We start from the raw sequence: 17,802 nt of genomic DNA, 5'->3' as shown, positions 1-17,802 counted from the left end.
CACGCTTTTCAGGGAAGGGCCGTCATGCTCAAGGTCGGGATCATCGGTACCGGCAACATCGTCAACTCGCACATCGCCGGGTACCTCGAGTTCCCGGGGGAGTGCGAGATCGTCGCCTTCTGCGACCTCGTCCCCGCCAAGGCGGCGGCCAAGCGCGACGAGCACGGTCTCGCGGGCGCACGCGTCTACGCCGACCCCGCCGAGATGCTCGCAGACGAGGATCTCGACCTCGTCAGCATCGCGACGCCGCCGTCGACGCATGCGCAACTGGCGATCCAGCTGCTCCGCGGCGGGGTGAACGTCATCGTCGAGAAGCCGATGGCACCGTCGCTCGAGGAGTGCGACGCGATGCTCGCAGCCGAGCGGGAGTCGGGCAAGGTGCTCTCGGTGGTCGCGCAGAACAGGTTCCGCGACGACATGGCAGCCCTCAAGGACGTGCTCGACTCGGGGCTCGTCGGGCCCATCTCGCACGTGCAGGTCAACTCGTCGTGGTGGCGCGGGCTGCCGTACTACGACCTGTCCTGGCGCGGCACCTGGGCATCGGAGGGCGGCGGCTGCACGCTCAACCACGCGATCCATCACATCGACCTGCTGCTGTGGATGATGGGCCGGCCCGACTCCGTCACGGCCGTCCTGACGAACGCGCAGCACGAGAACGCCGAGGTCGAGGACCTCTCCGTCGCGATCCTGCAGTACGGCCGCGCGCTCGCGGAGGTCACGAGCTCGGTCGTGCACCACGGTCAGGAGGCGGGGATCGTCGTCCATGGTCGCGACGCACGGGTCTCGCAGCCGTGGCGCGCCGTCGCCGAGGTGACCCAGCCGAACGGCTTCCCCGTCCCCGGCGGGGATGCCGCGCTCGTCGCGCAGCTGGACGACCTGTTCGCGGCGCACTCGCCGCTCGCGCACACCGGCCACGGCGGGCAGATCGGCGAGATCCTGGCCGCCCTCCGCGCAGGCCGTCGCCCGGCGATCGACGGGGTCGACGGGCGCAACGCGGTCGAGCTCGTCACCGCGATCTACAAGTCGGGGATCGAACGCGCGACCGTCGACTTCCCGCTGCAGCCGGACGACCCGTACTACCGCACGGGCACGCTCGAACAGCGCGCCCCGCACTTCTTCGAGAAGACCGTCTCGATCGCAGAGCTCGACGGCACCATCACGGTAGGAGTCGCCGAGTGAGCGCTGCGGACGGCGCGACGTACGCGCCGGCACCGATGCCGCGGCCGGTCGTCGAGCCGGGCGAGTTCGTCTTCGCCGCGGCCCACCTCGATCACGGCCACATCTACGGCATGACCGACGGGCTCATCGGGGCGGGGGGCACGCTCACGTGGGTCTACGACCCCGACCCCGCGCGACTCGACATCTTCCGCACGCGGTTCCCCCAGGCGCGCGTCGCCCGCAGCGAGGCCGAGATCCTCGACGACCCCGACGTGCGCCTCGTCGCCGGCGCCGCCGTGACGTCGGAGCGCTGCGCGCTCGGGCTTCGCGTGATCGACGCGGGCAAGGACTACTTCACCGACAAGGCGCCGCTCACGACGCTCGAACAGCTCGCGGCGGCGCGCGCGGCCACGGCTCGCACGGGCAGGAAGTACGCCGTGTACTACTCCGAGCGCATCCACGTCGAGTCGGCGATCCTCGCGGGTCAGCTCATCGAGCGCGGAGCGATCGGCCGCGTCATCCAGGTCATCGGACTCGGCCCGCACCGCCTGGGAGGCCCGCGGCCGGAGTGGTTCTTCGAGAAGGCGAAGTACGGCGGCATCCTGTGCGACATCGGAAGCCACAACTTCGAGCAGATGCTGACTTTCGCGGGGGCGACGGATGCCGAGGTCACGACCGCCGCGATCGCCAACTACGCTCACCCCGAGCATCCCGAGCTGGACGACTTCGGCGAGGCGCACATCGTGATGGACACGGGGGCGACCGGGTACGTGCGCGTCGACTGGTTCACGCCGGCGGGTCTGAGCACGTGGGGGGACGGACGCACGTTCATCCTCGGCACCGACGGCTACATCGAGCTGCGCAAGTACGTCAACGTCGGAACGGGCGAGGGCGGGGGACACCTGTTCCTCGTGGACGGCACGGGCGAGCACCACATCCGGACCGACGGCAAGGTCGGCTACCCCTATTTCGGGCAGCTCATCCTCGACTGCCTGCAGCGCACAGAGACAGCGATGACGCAGGAGCACGCGTTCAAGGCGGCGGAGCTGTCGGTCAGGGCGCAGGCGCAGGCGCGGGTGCTCGCGCCGTAGCGGGGTCGTGCTCGGGTCCCGGCGATGCGCGCCCGCGGAGGCCCGGCGACGACGTCCGGTGCGGACCCGGCTCGATGCCCCAGGGCGCCCGTCAGAGGCCGGCGACGCGATCTCGGGCACATCCCCCGCGCCCGGCACGAAATGCCCGAGGAAGGTCGCGTCCCCTCGCGATGCGGACGCGTGCGAGCGGATCGGATCCCGGGCGCCGGTCAGTCGGCGGGGACCGCTCCGAACGTCCCCGCGACGTAGGTCGTCCCGTCCTCGCCCGTGGAGCCCAGCACGAACTCGAGCGGGTAGCCGTCGACGTCCGCCGTCGCCAGGCGGGGATCGCTCAGGCGTGCGTCGAGCTCCTGCACCTCGGCAGGGGTGAGCCTGGAGACGTACAGGGTCGGGTACTGGGGCCCGGATATCGGAGCCTCCAGCAGAACCTCCGCGTCCGGGTGGTCGCGTGCGATGGCGATGATCTCGAGGATCGCCTCGTCCGTCGTGCGAGCCGGCACGTGGACGATGCGAAGGTGCTCGTCGAGCGATTGCAGCGTGTACGTCCCTCCCGCCCGGAACAGCCGAGTCGACGACAGCTGCGTGAACACGTCCTCGAACTGGTCGAGCGTCTCGACCGTGACGCTCGGCCAGCCGTCGGCGACGACGATGCCGGTGGCGCCGGGAACGGCCGCCGCAGCCAGCGTGTCCGACAGCGCGGCCTCGAACTGCTCGCGTCCGCCGGGCCGCAGCGTGACCTCCCACCTCGGCGGCGGCGAGACCTCGGGGTCGAGGATCCGCGGGTCGCCGGACTCGGCCCGCAGGACCACCGTCTCCGCCCCCGTCGATGCGGGGGAGGCGGCGAGCCGGCCCGCGAACTCCGTCACACGCTCATCCGAGGCGTCGCCGTCGATCACGACGATGGTCGAGCCGCCGCCGAGATCGCATCCGATGACGAGCGGATCCGCGCACAGCACATCGATCGGCTCGGTGGAGGCGGACTCCGCGCCGGCGGAGGGCGAGCACGCGGTCAGCAGCAGTGCCACGCCCACGGCACACACCGCAGCGGCGACCCGGCGGGACAGGACTCTCACCGGGCCATCCAATCAGACCGCGCCGCGACTCAGGAGCGGCCTGTGTCGCGACTCATCACAAGGGCGGAGGATGGGGGATTCGAACCCCCGAGGGCTTGCACCCAACACGCTTTCCAAGCGTGCGCCATAGGCCACTAGGCGAATCCTCCTCGGCCCGCGCAGCTCCGGCGAGCCGGAGGCGAGAGGGCCAAAGGACATCCTACCGGAGCCCGTGGCGAACGCCGGACAGCGGCCCGGCCCTCACCTCCGCGTGAGCGCACCGTCGCCCGCGTAGACGCTCCCCGGGCGGATCAGCAGCGACCGGGGCGCGAGCAGCGCCAGCACGCGCGCGCGTCGGACGGCGTGGGTCGTGAGGCCCGCGCACACCTCCTTGACGACCGCGGCGAGGTCGATCCCGGTCTGCGTGCTGCCGGAGCGCGAGTAGCTCGCGTGCTCGATCGCCTCCACGAGAGCCTGCACGGCGGCGTCGGGTGCGCCGCTGCGGCGGACGAGCCGGGCGCCGAAGGCGCGCGGCGACTCGTCGGGCGGAACGGGGATGCCGAGATCGATCGCCTCCTCCTGCAGGCTCCGCCACGCCGCGCCCGCGTCGCCTGCGCGTGCGGCCGACATCAGGTCGCGCCTCCGGAACGCACGGATGACGCTCGGGATCGCCAGCACCACGAGGATGCCGAACAGGGGCCCCATCCAGGGCAGCGCCTGCTCCACGGGGTTCGCGGAGGAGGATGCCTCGGACCCGCGTTCGTCGATCCCCTCGGGCCGGAGCGACGCGGTCGGCGACGCGGTCGGGAGGGGCGTCTCGCCGGTCTCGGCATCCGGGTCGAGCGGATCCGTGGCGACGAAGGCGGGGGAGAAGCTCGTCGCGGTGCCGAGGCTCTTCGTCGGCTCGAACGGCACCCAGCCGATCCCGGAGAAGTACACCTCGGGCCACGCGTGCAGCTGCGAGCTCATGACCGAGTAGACCTGGTTGCCCATCATCGGATCGGACAGCGCCGAGCCGGGAAGGTAGCCGACCACGATCCGGGCCGGCATCCCGAGCGTCCTCGCCATGAGGGCGAACGCCGACGCGAAGTGCACGCAGTACCCGGCGCGCACGTCGAGGAATGCGGCGACGGCCTCGGCGCCGCTTCCGTCGAATCCGTCCTCGACGGGAGCCTCGAGCGAGTACTCGAACTGGCTCGAGCGGAACCAGCGCTGCAGCGCGAGGAGCGCGTCGTAGTCGGTCTCGGTGCCGGCCGTGACCTCCGCCGCGGTCTGCGCGATGATCGGCGGGAGGTCGGGCGGCAGGATCCTCGTCTCCTCGTACACGCCGGATGCCGCGGCGGCCGCGACCCCGGCCGTCGTCGCCCGGGAGGCGCGGATCTGCTCGAGCGTCGGCCTCGGCGTCTGCGCGACGAACTCGTAATCCTGCCCGTTGACGTTCGTCGTGCGGCTCACGATCGTCCCGTTGGACGGCAGCGACTCCCAGTCGCCGTCGAGGCCATCGATGGCCGAGATGGGATAGGCGACCGGCGCAGACCCGCTCACGAGGTTGACGATGTCGATCGAGGTCGTCGTCTCGACGACCCGGATGTCGTCGGCGGGGCGGGATGCCGTGATCGCGCCGTCTTCGTCGATCGGGGCGGTCGCGCCCCGATCGGGCCGCCACTCCTCGCCGTCGAACGCCGACAGCGTCGCGACGCGGAGGTAGGGCGCGGATCCGCCCGTCGTGCGCACCCGCAGGACCTCGCCGTTCGATGCGCGGCGCAGATCGTCGCCGAGCTGGAGCGTCGGGTCGATCGTGTTCCATCGCGTCGCGGCGCCGGCGCCGGGCCGTATGACCAGTCCTGAGAACACGGGCGCGATCACGAGCGCGACGACGACGGCGACGGCGCCGATCCCCGTCGCGGCCGCGGCGATGCCGCCCGCGGTCGATGCGGCGACGCGGGAGCGCGGCGGCGGGGGCGCGGCATCCTGCTCCCGTGCGCTCGTCTCGAGCCGCAGGATCAGCAGCACGACCGCGGCGAGGAGCACGAAGGCGATGAGATCGATCTCGCGCGGAACGGCGATCGACGGGATGAGCCACACGGCGATGAGCGCGATGGCGGCCAGGAGCGGCATCCGTGCCGTCAGCACGACGTGGTCGACGATGACCGTGAGCAGCAGCATCCCCCCCACGATGAGGAACTCGAGGCCCGCACGCGCCTCGAGCGGCGCTGCGCCGTTGACGATCTGGTCGACGGCGTCGACGACGAGCTCCGACGCCTCGCCCACCGAGCGCGGGGTGGGCAGGATGCCGAGCAGGGCCGTGTCGCGCAGGAAGAGCACGACGACGGCGACGAGCCCCACGACCGTCTCGGCGAGGCTCACGGCGACCGCCGGCAGGCGGCGACGGCGAGCGAGCCATCCGGTCGCGAGGAGGATCGGCGGCAGGAGCAGGACGCCCCACGTCCACGGGCCCGTCGCGACGACCCGCGTGAGCGGCAGCATCACGACGATGAGCGCGACGTACGTGGCCGCCGTCAGGGCGATGTCGACGCCGGCAGGGCGCGGAGGACGCGCGGGCGGCCGCACTGCGAAGGCGACGAGCCTGTCGACGGGGCTCTCACCCGAGGACATCGCTCACTCCTCGCTCGGCCGCCGACGCCCACGCGACCGACAGGTCGGCGTCCGGGTCGATGCGGGCGACGTGCCACCCCGCCTCGACGGCGCGCTCGAGGGCATCGCCTCTGGGAGCGACGGCGAACAGGATCGGCATCGTGCTGTGGTGGGGGATGGGGGCGACGGCGTCGGCGTCCGCGGGGTCGAAGCGCCCCACCACGAGCACGACGGGGCCGGTCATGACGCCGGCGAACAGGTGGGCGAGCTGTGGGAGCTGATCGCCCCGGCGCGCCGTGAGCGTCGCGAACTGGTTCACGACCCGCTCGACCTCGGTCATGTCGCCGCCGTCGATCCGCTCGGCGAGCTCGGTGCCGTCGGTGTCGACGACCTCCACGGCGTACCCGTCGTGCGTGAGGCGTGTGAGCGCGGAGACCGCCGCAGCGACGGCGATCTCGAAGCCGGGGTCGGCGCCCGGCGCCCGCAGCGCCTCCGCCGCCCATCGGACCACGCCGCGATCGAGCACGACGGTGGCCTCCGGCGTCGACTCCTGCTCCTCCTGGCGCACCATGAGCGAGCCCTGATGCGCGCTCGCACGCCAGTGGATGCGGCGCATCGAGTCGCCCGAGACGTAGGGCCGGGCGACGAGGTTGTCCGCGCCCTGACCGAGCTGGTTGGTCGTCGTGTGCAGTGTCCCGCCCGCTTCGCCCGCGTAGTCGGTGAGCGGCGGGAGATCTGTCACGGCCGGGGCGACGGTGATCTTCGTCTGCTCGCCGAACACCGTGCTCCGGCGCGCGAGCCCGAACGGGTCGGTCGACGTGACGGAGAGGGGTCCGACGGAGTGGACGCCCCGCCGCATCCCCGTCACCTCGTACGAGATCTCGACGACGCGCTCGCCCGCGCGCAGCCCTGAGCCGAGTGCGGGGAAGACGCCTTCGGCCCGCCCGCCGAGCGAGTCGGGCACGGTGTCGCGCCACACCCCGGGCGGCGAGGCCAGGGCCGTGCGCACGCCGATCCGCGCCGTCACGAGGGCGTTGCGCCCGACGGCGACCACGTCGGGCGACAGCGAGCGGGTCACGCGATCCGAGCGGCGGACGACGTAGAGGGAGGATGCCGCGGCCGCGAGCATCGCGAGGAGCAGGACGCCGATGTACATGAGCTCGACGACGCCGAGCTCGCCCGCGAGGATGAAGCATCCGACGGCGAGAGCGAGGGCGCCCGTCCCCCGGACGGTCAGCGGCCACATGCGTCTCATGCCGCACTCACTGACGCGACGCGATGGGCACTCGCACGCCCGCTGCGATGCGCTCGAGGATCGAGGCGATCGCGTCCGCGGTCGTGCGCGCACGCGCTCCCCCGGCAGAGCGCGTCGGGATGAGGCGATGTGCGAAGACCGGGGTGAGCAGCGCCGTCACGTCGTCGGGGATGACGAAGCCGCGGCCGTCGAGAGCGGCCCAGACCTTCGCGGCCCGCGCGAGCTGCAGCGTCGCTCGGGGGCTCGCGCCGAGGCGCAGGTCGGGGTGCGAGCGGGTGGCGGAGGCGAGGGCGACGGCGTAGTCCTCGATGGCCGGCGCGACGTGGACGTTGCGCGCCCACGTCACGAGCTGCTTGACGCCTGCGGCCGTCACGACGGGGGTCACGGCGTCGAGGGGGTTCACGGTGTCGCGCTGGCGCAGCATGAGCGCCTCCGAGCGCTGGTCGGGGTATCCCATCGAGATGCGCATCATGAACCGGTCGCGCTGCGCCTCGGGGAGGGCGTACGTCCCCTCCATCTCGAGCGGGTTCTGCGTCGCGACGACCAGGAACGGCTCCGGGAGCAGGTGCGTCCGGCCGTCGACCGTGACCTGGCCCTCCTCCATCGCCTCGAGCAGCGCCGACTGCGTCTTGGGGGAGGAGCGGTTGATCTCGTCGGCGATCACGATGTTCGCGAACACGGCGCCCGGCTTGAACTCGAACTCTCGGTCGACGGGATTGAAGACGCTGACGCCCGTGACGTCGCCGGGGAGCAGATCGGGAGTGAACTGGATGCGGCGCACTGTCGCGTCGACGGAGGCGGCGAGCGCCCGCGCGAGCATCGTCTTGCCTACGCCCGGCACGTCCTCGATCAGCAGATGCCCCTCGGCCAGCAGGCAGACCAGCGCGGAGCGCACGGCATCCGGCTTGCCGTCGATCACCTTGGAGACGGAGGCGACGATCTCGTCGGTCATGCGGGAGAAGTCGTCGCCGGTGAACGCGCCGGCCTCGGCCTCCGTCGTCACGGTGTCCGCCATGCGACCCCCTCGCTGGAACCGTCGTGCGGGAGCGCCCTCGCTCCCTTGTCACGATCGTAACAATCAGGGGGCCGGGGCGGGCCTGGGAATGCGCTGATGTGGAGTGAAGGGATGCCGTCGACCGGAGGCGCCGCGGGAACCCGGTAGACTGGGGTCAGCTCTCCGCGAGGCGGCATCCAGGCCAACTCCCCCAGGACGGAAACGTAGCAAGGGTAACCAGGCTCTGCCGGGTTCGCGGAGAGTCTTACTTTTCCCCGCGGTGCCCTTCCCGTTCCTGAGAGATGGCCTGGCAGCGGCATCCGGCCCGGCCGTAGGCTGACACCGTGGCGCAGAGCATCTACATCACGTCGACGGAAGGCATCTCGGGGAAGTCGACGGTCGCGCTCGGCGTGCTCGACACCCTGATCCACTCCACGCCGCGGGTGGGCGTCTTCCGTCCCATCGCACGGTCGGTCATCGAGCGCGACTACGTTCTCGAGATGCTCCTGTCTCACGACGGCGTCGAGCTCGGCTACGACGAGTGCATCGGCGTCTCGTACGACGACGTCCGCAGCGACCCCGAGGGCGCCCTCGGCACGATCGTCGAGCGGTACAAGGCCGTCGAGGCCCAGTGCGACGCCGTCGTCATCGTCGGCAGCGACTACACCGACGTCGGAAGCCCCGCCGAGCTCGGCTACAACGCGCGCATCGCGGCGAACCTCGGCGCTCCCGTCCTCCTCGTCCTCACGGGGCGCTCGGGCGAGGGCGGGCGCCTCGGGGCCTCCGTCTCGCGCACCCCCGAGCAGGTGGGCCAGCTCGCGGCGCTCGCCCTGACCGAGATCGCGCATGCGCGTGCGCGGCTGTTCGCCGTCGTCGTGAACAGGGCAGAGCCGGTCGATCTGCCCGCGCTCATCGACGTCGTCCGCGAGGTCGTGCAGCCCGCCGCCTCGGAGTCGGCGCCCATCGGCGTATGGGCGATCCCCGAGGACCCGACCCTCGTCGCGCCGTCCGTGAGCGACATCATGCGGGCCCTCGACGCGCGCCTGCTCAAGGGGGATCCCGATCTCCTCGGCCGCCAGGTGATGAGCGTCGTCGTCGCGGGGATGTCGCTGAACAACGTCCTGCCGCGGCTCGAGGAGAACGCGATCGTCACGATCCCGGCCGACCGGACCGAAGTCCTCCTCGGCGCGCTCCTGGCGAACCAGTCGGGCACCTTCCCGTCCCTGTCGGGGATCGTCCTGAACGGGCCCTTCCCGCTTCCCGAGCCGGTCGACACGCTCATCGACGGCCTCGACTCGTCCCTGCCGATCCTCGCGGCCGACGCCGACACGTACGAGACGGCCCTGCGCATCATGAACACGCGCGGACGGCTCGCCGCCGACTCGAAGCGCCGGTACGACACGGCCCTCGCGCTGTTCGAGCAGCACGTCGACACGGAGGAGCTCGCGCGCGCGCTCGGCCTCGCGGAGTCGACCGTCGTGACGCCGCTCATGTTCGAGTACCAGCTCCTCGAGCGGGCCCGTTCCGCACGAAAGCGCATCGTCCTGCCGGAGGGCGGCGACGACCGGGTCCTGCGGGCGGCTGCGACCGTGCTCGCGCGCGGCATCGCCGACCTCACGATCCTCGGCGAGGAGATCGAGGTGCGTGGGCGTGCGCTCGAGCTCGGCATCGACATCCGCGAGGCGCGCGTGCTCTCGCCGTTCGACGCCGTGCACGTCGACAAGTTCGCCCGCGAGTACGAGCGGCTGCGCAAGCACAAGGGCGTCACGTACGGCCGCGCGGCCGACACCGTCACCGACGTGTCGTACTTCGGCACGATGATGGTGCACCTCGGGCTCGCGGACGGGATGGTCTCGGGTGCCGCCCATACGACGGCCCACACGATCCGCCCGGCGTTCGAGATCATCAAGACCAAGCCGGGCGTCTCGGTCGTGTCGTCGGTGTTCCTCATGGCGCTGGCCGACCGCGTGCTCGTCTACGGCGACTGCGCCGTCATCCCGGATCCGACGGCGGAGCAGCTCGCCGACATCGCGATCTCGTCGGCCGCGACGGCGCAGCAGTTCGGGATCGACCCCCGCATCGCGATGCTGTCGTACTCGACGGGGGAGTCGGGCGCCGGCGCCGACGTCGAGAAGGTGCGCGCCGCGACCGCGCTCGTCCGCGAGCGCGCGCCGCAGCTGCTCGTGGAGGGGCCGATCCAGTACGACGCCGCCGCCGACGCCGCCGTCGCCAAGGCGAAGATGCCCGACTCCGCCGTCGCCGGCCGCGCGACGGTGTTCGTCTTCCCCGACCTGAACACGGGCAACAACACGTACAAGGCCGTGCAGCGCTCCGCGGGAGCCGTCGCGATCGGGCCCGTCCTGCAGGGCCTCAACAAGCCCATCAACGACCTCTCGCGCGGAGCGCTCGTCGAGGACATCGTCAACACGATCGCGATCACGGCGATCCAGGCCCAGGGGGAAGCATCCGAATGAGCACGCGGTGTGCGTCCGGTGCGCGCGAGCGCGCCGATCGCCTGAGGGGGGCGCTCCTGTGAGTCCCGTCCTCGTCGTCAACAGCGGGTCGTCGTCGTTCAAGTACCAGCTGATCGACACCGACACGCAGCGGCCGCTGGCCTCCGGGCTCGTGGAGCGCATCGGAGAGGGCATCGGGCGGGCGACGCACAAGGTGCACTTCTCCGAGACGGATGCCGAGGCCGTCGCGGCCCTCGACGCGACGTACGAGCGGGAGCTGCCGATCCCCGACCACACGGCCGGCTTCCGGGTCATGCTCGACGCGTTCGCCGAGCATGGGCCCTCGCTCGAGGAGACCCCTCCCGTCGCCGTCGGCCATCGCGTCGTGCACGGCGGAGCGCGGTTCTTCGAGCCGACGCTCGTCACGCCGCTCGTCGAGATCAACATCGACGAGCTCTCGGTGCTCGCGCCGCTGCACAATCCGGGGGCGCTGCAGGGGATCAGGGCGGCGAGGGCGGCCTTCCCCGACCTCCCGCACGTCGCCGTCTTCGACACGGCGTTCCATCAGACGCTCGCGCCCGCCGCCTACACGTACGCGATCGACCGCGAGCTCGCGCAGGCGCACCGCATCCGCCGCTACGGGTTCCACGGCACGTCGCACAAGTTCGTGAGCGAGGCCGCGGCGGCCTTCCTCGGGCGCCCCACCGCGGAGCTCAGGCAGATCGTGTTCCACCTCGGCAACGGCGCCTCCGTGACGGCGGTCGACGGCGGCAGGTCGGTCGAGACGTCGATGGGCCTGACCCCGCTGGAAGGCCTCGTCATGGGCACGCGCTCCGGCGACATCGACCCCGCGGCGCTCTTGCAGCTCGCGCGCCGCGCAGGGATGTCGATCGACGACCTCGACGACCTGCTCAACAAGCGCTCCGGCGTGCTCGGGCTCGCGGGCGTCTCCGACATGCGCGACGTCGAGGCGGGCGTCGAGAAGGGGGATGCCGCGGCCGTCCTGGCGTTCGACGTGTACATCCATCGCCTGCGCGCGTACGCCGGCGCCTATCTCGCGCAGCTCGGCGGCGTCGACGTCATCTCGTTCACGGCCGGCGTCGGCGAGAACTCGGCGGCGACGCGCGCGGGCGCGCTCGCGACCCTCGGCTTCGCGGGGGTCGAGATCGACTCCGTGCGCAATCAGACCCGCGGACGCGGCATCCGCGTCATCTCGACGGACGCTTCGCGCGTGACGGTGCTCGTCGTCCCGACGAACGAGGAGCTCGAGATCGCGCGGCAGACCGTCGAGGTCGCCGCGGGGCTCGTCGACGCCGCATAGGGGTGCCCGTCGCGGTGCGGTCGGGCCCGGCCCCGGGCGCACCGCGGCATGCGCCGGGTGCCGCTTCCGCCGACGCCGCGGGCCCGTGCGGACGCGGGGCGACCTCACTAGGCTGGCAGCACGGCGCGGCATCGAGCCGGCTCGTTCATCCGCACTCGCCGGGGGGTTCCGTGGCTGCTGACAGACCGTCCGACCTCACTACCTACGACGGAGTCCTGTTCGATCTCGACGGCGTGCTCACGCCCACGGCAGAGGTGCACATGCATGCGTGGCGCACGATGTTCGAGGAGCTCTTCGAGGCGTGGGGCATCGAGCCGCCGTACAGCGACGACGACTACTTCGCGTACCTCGACGGCAAGAAGAGGTACGACGGCGTCGCGAGCCTCCTGCGCAGCCGTGACGTCGAAGTGCCGTGGGGCGATCCGTCGGACGATCCCGCCGCCGACACCGTGTGCGGCATCGGCAACCGCAAGAACGCGTTCTTCGAGCGCGTGCTGCGCCAGGACGGCATCGCGCCCTACCCCGGGTCGATCGCCCTCCTCGACGTGCTCGAGGCCGCGGGAACGCCCGTCGCCGTCGTGTCGAGCTCGAAGAACGCGGAGGAGGTGCTCGGGGTCGCAGGCATCCGCGACCGCTTCCCCGTCGTGATGGACGGCGTCATCGCGGAGCGGGATCATCTCGCCTCGAAGCCCGCTCCCGACGTGTTCGCCGAGGCGGCGCGCATGCTCGGCGTCGACCCTGCGCGCAGCGCCGCCGTCGAAGACGCCATCAGCGGCGTGCAGTCCGCCGTCGCGGCGGGCTACGCGCTCGTGGTCGGCGTCGATCGGGGCGTCGGAGTCGACGCGCTGCGTGACGCCGGCGCCCACATCGTCGTCCGAGACCTGGAGGAGCTCGTCCCATGATCGATCGCGACCGCTTTCCCGTCGACCCGTGGCGGCTCATCGAGACCTCGTACACGCTCGAGGACGCAGGCGTCACCGAGACGCTGTTCGCCGTGGGCAACGGGTACGTGGGCCTTCGCGGAAACCACCCCGAGGGGCGGCAGGCGCACGAGCAGGGCACCTTCATCAACGGGTTCCACGAGACGTTCCAGATCAGGCATGCGGAGGAGGCGTACGGCTTCGCGGAGGTGGGCCAGACGATCGTCAACGCGCCCGACGCGAAGGTCATGCGCGTCTACGTCGACGACGAGCCCCTCTCGCTCGACGTCGCCGACATCCGCGAGTACGAGCGCGTGCTCGACCTGCGCGAGGGCGTGCTGCGGCGGCGCATCCTGTGGGTGACGCCCTCCGGCAAGGAGGTGCGGATCGACTTCGACCGGATGGTGTCCTTCCAGGAGAAGCACGTCGCGATCATGCGCGTCGAGGTCACGGTGCTCAACGCCGACGCTCCCGTCACGATCAGCAGCCAGATCATCAACCGCCAGGACGGCGAGAACGTGTACGGCGGCACGCCGACGGCGCCGAAGCGCGCAGGGTTCGACCCGCGCAAGGCCGAGCGGTTCCAGGAACGCGTGCTCCAGCCGCAGGAGTACTGGCAGGACGGACTGCGCTCCGCGCTCTCGTACCGCGTGACGGAGTCGGGGATGACGCTCGCCGTGGTGGCCGATCACGTCCTCGAGACCGAGAACGAGGTCTCCAAGCGCGGTCTCGTCGAGCCCGACATCGCCAAGAACGTGTTCCGCGTGCAGGCGAAGGCGGGGGTGCCCGTCCGCGTCACGAAGCTCGTGAGCTACCACACGTCGCGCGGGGTGCCGGCGCGGGAGCTCGTCGACCGGTGCCGGCGCACCCTCGACCGCGTGCTCACGGAGGGCGTCGAGGCGCAGTTCGTGCGGCAGCGCTCGTGGCTCGACGAGTTCTGGGCGCGATCCGACGTGCGCATCGCCGGCCACGACTCCCTGCAGCAGGCGACGCGCTGGTGCCTGTTCCAGCTCGCGCAGGCCGCCGCGCGCGCCGACGGGCAGGGGGTCCCTGCGAAGGGCGTGACGGGCTCGGGGTACAGCGGCCACTACTTCTGGGACACCGAGATCTACGTCCTGCCGTTCCTCACCTACACGACGCCGCTGTGGGCCCGCAACGCCCTGCGGATGCGCGTGCTCATGCTGCCCGCGGCGCGGCGCAGGGCCGTCCAGCTCAACGAGGCCGGAGCCCTGTTCCCGTGGCGGACGATCAGCGGCGAAGAGGCGTCCGCCTACTACGCGGCCGGCACCGCCCAGTACCACATCAACGCCGACGTGAGCTTCGCGCTGGCCAAGTACGTGCGGTCGTCGGGGGATGTCGAGTTCCTGCACCGGGAGGGGATCGACGTCGCGGTCGAGACGGCTCGTCTGTGGACGACGCTCGGGTTCTGGCGCGACGAGGGCGACCAGCACGAGGTCTTCCACATCCACGGCGTCACGGGGCCCGACGAGTACACGACGGTCGTCAACGACAACCTGTTCACCAACGTGATGGCGCGCTTCAACCTGCGCTTCGCCGCCCGGACCGTGCGGGAGATGTCCGAGGCCGATCCCGAGGCGTACCGCCGCATGGTCGACCGCCTGGCGCTCGACCCCGGCGAGCCCGAGGCCTGGACGCGGGCCGCCGAGGCGATGCACATCCCGTACAGCCCGGCGCTGGGCATCCATCCGCAGGATGCCGTGTTCCTCGAGCGCGAGGTGTGGGACCTCGAGAACACGCCGCCGGATCGTCGTCCTCTGCTGCTGCACTTCCACCCGCTCGTGATCTACCGCTACCAGGTGCTCAAGCAGGCGGACGTCGTGCTCGCGCTGTTCCTGCAGGGCAACCACTTCAGCCCCGAGGAGAAGCTCGCCGACTTCGAGTACTACGACCCGCTGACGACGGGCGACTCGACGCTGTCGGCCGTCGTGCAGTCGATCCTCGCGGCCGAGGTCGGGTACCAGGACCTCGCGCTGGAGTACTTCGAGCAGTCGGCGTTCGTCGATCTCGGCGACCTCCACCACAACGCCGCCGACGGCGTGCACGTCGCATCGGCCGGCGGGGTGTGGACGGCGCTCGTGAGCGGGTTCGGCGGCATGCGCGACCACTTCGGCGAGCTCTCGTTCGATCCGCGCCTCCCCTCCACGTGGGACGAGCTCGCGTTCGTCGTCCACTGGCAGGGGACGCAGCTCGACGTCTCGATCATGCGCGACCGCATGCGCTTCGCAGCCGGCGAGGGGGAGCCCGTCGCCTTCTCCGTGCGCGGCGCGGCGTACGTGATCGGAGCCGGCGAGGAGCTGGTCGTGCCGCTGTCCGATCAGGGTCCCGTCATCCCCGGCAAGCCCTCGCTCCGGCAGTTCGCCGATGTGCGCCTCGAGGACGGCACGCTGCTGTCGGCATCCGTGCCCGCCGTCACGACGTCGATCCCGATCATCACGGCGGCCAACCCCGTCATCGATGTCGCGCAGGAGAAGCCCGCCTGATCGTCAGGATCACCCCGGGGAGAGGATGCCGGATGCCGCTCCCGCGCGCACTGCGGGCCGGCACAGCGTCCTGTCTCGATGTCGCGGGCACGCCGTAGGCTGTGGTGGTGACCACCGCCCTCTACCGCCGCTACCGACCCGAGTCGTTCGGCGAGATGATCGGGCAGGCGCAGGTCACCGAGCCGCTCATGACGGCGTTGCGCAGCGATCGCGTCGGCCATGCGTATCTCTTCTCCGGTCCGCGCGGATGCGGCAAGACGACGTCGGCTCGCATCCTCGCGCGCTGCCTCAACTGCGCGCAGGGTCCGACAGACACTCCGTGCGGCGAATGCGACAGCTGCATCGAGCTCGGCCGCGGCGGAGGAGGGTCGCTCGACGTCGTCGAGATCGACGCCGCGAGTCACAACGGCGTCGACGACGCGCGCGACCTGCGCGAGCGGGCGATCTTCGCGCCGGCGCGCGACCGCTTCAAGATCTTCATCCTCGACGAGGCGCACATGGTGACGCCGCAGGGGTTCAACGCCCTGCTCAAGCTCGTCGAAGAGCCGCCCGACCACGTCAAGTTCATCTTCGCGACGACAGAGCCCGAGAAGGTCATCGGCACGATCCGCTCGCGCACGCACCACTACCCGTTCCGGCTCGTTCCGCCTGCCGCGATGCTCGCGTACGTCGAAGAGCTGTGCGGGCAGGAGGGCGTGCAGGTCGAGGCCGGCGTGCTTCCGCTCGTCGTGCGCGCGGGCGGCGGCTCGCCGCGAGACACGCTGTCTCTGCTCGATCAGCTGATCGCGGGCTCCGAGCCGACCGGGGGAAGCGACGGCGTCACCGTGCGCTACGAGCGGGCCGTCTCGCTCCTCGGGTACACGCACGCCGAGCTGCTCGACGAGGTCGTCGACGCCTTCGCGGCGGGCGACGCCGCCGGCGCCTTCGCCGCCGTCGACCGGGTCGTGCAGACGGGGCAGGACCCGCGGCGGTTCGTCGACGACCTGCTCGAGCGCCTGCGCGACCTCATCGTCATCGCGGCCACGGGCCAGGGAGCGGCGGCGGTGCTGCGCGGAGTGCCCGCGGAGGAGCTCGCGCGGATGGGGGGGCAGGCGACGGCCTTCGGCGCCGCGCGACTCTCGCACACGGCCGATCTCGTCGTCGCGACGCTCGACGAGATGTCGGGGGCGACATCGCCGCGACTGCAGCTCGAGCTCATGGTCGCGCGCGTGCTCGCGGCGCTCCGGCACGCTCAGGAGCCGGCGGGGGATGCCGCGGCCCCGGCCGTCGCGCGGGTGGGCGCAGCGTCGGAGGCGGCACGTCCCGAGCCCTCGCCAGCCCCGAGCGCGGCGGGGGACTCCTCGTCCACCACGCTCGCCTCCCGAGACTCCACGCAGGTCGAGGAGCGAGCGAGCGAGGCGAGACGCGTCGAGCCGCCGCAGAGGCCGGCCGCTGCATCCGTCGCCCGCGAGCTGGGTCTCGCGTCGCTCACGGCTGCGTGGGACGACGTCCTGAGCCGGCTCGAGCGGATCGATCGCGGATCGTGGCTCGTGCTGTCCGGCGCGCGCGCCGTCGACGTCGTGAGGCAGGGCGTCGACGACGTCGTGACGCTCGAGTTCGCGAGCGCCGCCGACGAGAGGAGGTTCAAGCCGAAGCCGCAGGGCTCCGGCGCGTTCCTCGACGTGCGGCAGGCGATCGAGGAGGTGTTCGGCAAGCCGGTCAAGTTCCTGACCCGCACCGCCGCGGCTGCGCCGCCCCAGCCCGGGCGTGCGGACCGCACGGGCGACGACGACCCGCCGGCGCCCTCCGACGACGACGCTCCCCCCGACGACGACTCCTCGTCGGCCGCCCCGGCCCCGCCCGCCGCCGGGCCGCAGCCGCCTGCGCAGCCTGCCCGCGAGCGACGTCCGGCCGCGCCCGCGCGCCAGGCCGCCGCGCCTGTCACGGAGTGGGCCGTCGCACCGATCCCGGGCGGCCAGGCCGAGGCATCCGTCCCCGACGGGTCCTCCGTCGCAGGACCGGCGGCTGGTGCCCGTGGCGCCGGGCCCGTCGGCACGGGGATCCCGGCCACCGGCATCCCGGGTCCTGGCAGCCTCGCCACCGGCATCCCGGGCCCCGGCGCTCTCGACGCCGACGCGCCGGCCGCCGCCGTGCCGAGGGAGGTCGCCCAGCTCGCCGTCGACGACGAACCCGAAGAGGCGGCGCCCGCCCTCACGGCGACGCTGGTGCCGCCGCGCGAAGGCGAGGTCCTGCCCGCCGGCGACGTCGAGCGCTCGTTCGAGCCCGACGACGACTCCGACGACGAGCCGGAGGCCGAGGCATCCGTCGATGCGCCCGTCCCTCCCGTCGTCGCTCCGCCGCTTCCCGTCGTCCGGTCGCGCGACGACGGCGTGCAGCGCTACGGCGAAGCCGTCGTGCGTCAGGTGCTCGGTGCGACGTTCGTGCGCGAAGAGCCGTACGAGCCCCCGACGAGGTTCAGCTAG

General features: G+C 71.9%; 11 protein-coding genes, 1 tRNA gene and 1 other RNA gene. 8 read left to right on the top strand and 5 right to left on the bottom strand.

The features are described from left to right. Positions 1–24 precede the first annotated feature (24 nt). Together FHS08_RS02170 and FHS08_RS02165 are read left to right on the top strand one after the other, a co-directional pair. The gene (locus FHS08_RS02170) at positions 25–1,179 is read left to right on the top strand and encodes a Gfo/Idh/MocA family protein (RefSeq protein ID WP_167035055.1); all 1,155 of its coding nucleotides are present in this window, start codon (positions 25–27) and stop codon (positions 1,177–1,179) included. Continuing rightward, a complete protein-coding gene (locus FHS08_RS02165; RefSeq protein WP_167035053.1) occupies positions 1,176–2,249 on the top strand; it encodes a Gfo/Idh/MocA family protein in 1,074 nt (357 codons plus the stop codon). Before FHS08_RS02170 ends, FHS08_RS02165 begins: the two co-directional genes overlap by 4 nt. 209 nt (positions 2,250–2,458) lie before the next feature. Here FHS08_RS02165 and FHS08_RS02160 read toward each other — a convergent pair whose 3' ends face one another. The 5 genes from FHS08_RS02160 to FHS08_RS02140 all read right to left on the bottom strand — a co-directional run bounded on the left by FHS08_RS02160 (position 2,459) and on the right by FHS08_RS02140 (position 8,103). Next, a complete protein-coding gene (locus tag FHS08_RS02160; RefSeq protein WP_167035051.1) occupies positions 2,459–3,322 on the bottom strand; it encodes a hypothetical protein in 864 nt (287 codons plus the stop codon). Positions 3,323–3,386: 64 nt separating this feature from the next. Beyond that, positions 3,387–3,471, bottom strand: a tRNA-Ser gene (locus FHS08_RS02155). Positions 3,472–3,562: 91 nt separating this feature from the next. Beyond that, a complete protein-coding gene (locus FHS08_RS02150) occupies positions 3,563–5,917 on the bottom strand; it encodes a transglutaminase TgpA family protein (protein WP_167035049.1) in 2,355 nt (784 codons plus the stop codon). Beyond that, entirely contained in the window at positions 5,904–7,151 is a 1,248-nt protein-coding gene (locus FHS08_RS02145) for a DUF58 domain-containing protein (RefSeq protein ID WP_167035047.1), read from the bottom strand. Before FHS08_RS02145 ends, FHS08_RS02150 begins: the two co-directional genes overlap by 14 nt. Before the next feature lie 7 nt (positions 7,152–7,158). Then, positions 7,159–8,103 carry an AAA family ATPase gene (locus FHS08_RS02140; protein WP_167039515.1) on the bottom strand — a complete coding sequence of 315 codons (945 nt, stop codon included), beginning with the start codon at positions 8,101–8,103 and terminating at the stop codon, positions 7,159–7,161. A gap of 216 nt (positions 8,104–8,319) precedes the next feature. Between FHS08_RS02140 and ffs the strand changes: the two genes are divergently transcribed. The 6 genes from ffs to FHS08_RS02110 all read left to right on the top strand — a co-directional run bounded on the left by ffs (position 8,320) and on the right by FHS08_RS02110 (position 17,802). Further along, an RNA gene (gene ffs, locus FHS08_RS02135) (signal recognition particle sRNA small type) lies at positions 8,320–8,416 on the top strand. A 73-nt stretch (positions 8,417–8,489) separates the two neighbouring features. Then, positions 8,490–10,619: a phosphate acetyltransferase gene (gene pta, locus FHS08_RS02130; RefSeq protein WP_167035045.1), complete on the top strand. Its 2,130-nt coding sequence runs from the start codon at positions 8,490–8,492 to the stop codon at positions 10,617–10,619. A 58-nt stretch (positions 10,620–10,677) separates the two neighbouring features. Next, positions 10,678–11,919 carry an acetate/propionate family kinase gene (locus tag FHS08_RS02125; RefSeq protein ID WP_167035043.1) on the top strand — a complete coding sequence of 414 codons (1,242 nt, stop codon included), beginning with the start codon at positions 10,678–10,680 and terminating at the stop codon, positions 11,917–11,919. A gap of 170 nt (positions 11,920–12,089) precedes the next feature. Next, on the top strand, positions 12,090–12,821 hold the full coding sequence (locus FHS08_RS02120; RefSeq protein WP_167035041.1) for an HAD-IA family hydrolase: 732 nt from the start codon (positions 12,090–12,092) through the stop codon (positions 12,819–12,821). Further along, positions 12,818–15,340 (top strand): glycoside hydrolase family 65 protein, encoded by a 2,523-nt coding sequence (locus tag FHS08_RS02115; RefSeq protein WP_167035039.1) that lies wholly within the window; start codon positions 12,818–12,820, stop codon positions 15,338–15,340. Before FHS08_RS02120 ends, FHS08_RS02115 begins: the two co-directional genes overlap by 4 nt. A gap of 107 nt (positions 15,341–15,447) precedes the next feature. Beyond that, positions 15,448–17,802 (top strand): DNA polymerase III subunit gamma and tau, encoded by a 2,355-nt coding sequence (locus FHS08_RS02110; RefSeq protein WP_341800288.1) that lies wholly within the window; start codon positions 15,448–15,450, stop codon positions 17,800–17,802.

This window comes from Microbacterium ulmi, from assembly GCF_011759705.1.
Classification (GTDB): domain Bacteria; phylum Actinomycetota; class Actinomycetes; order Actinomycetales; family Microbacteriaceae; genus Microbacterium; species Microbacterium ulmi.
Note: the sequence above shows the minus strand (reverse complement) of the source record. Positions and strands in the feature narration are given on the sequence as shown.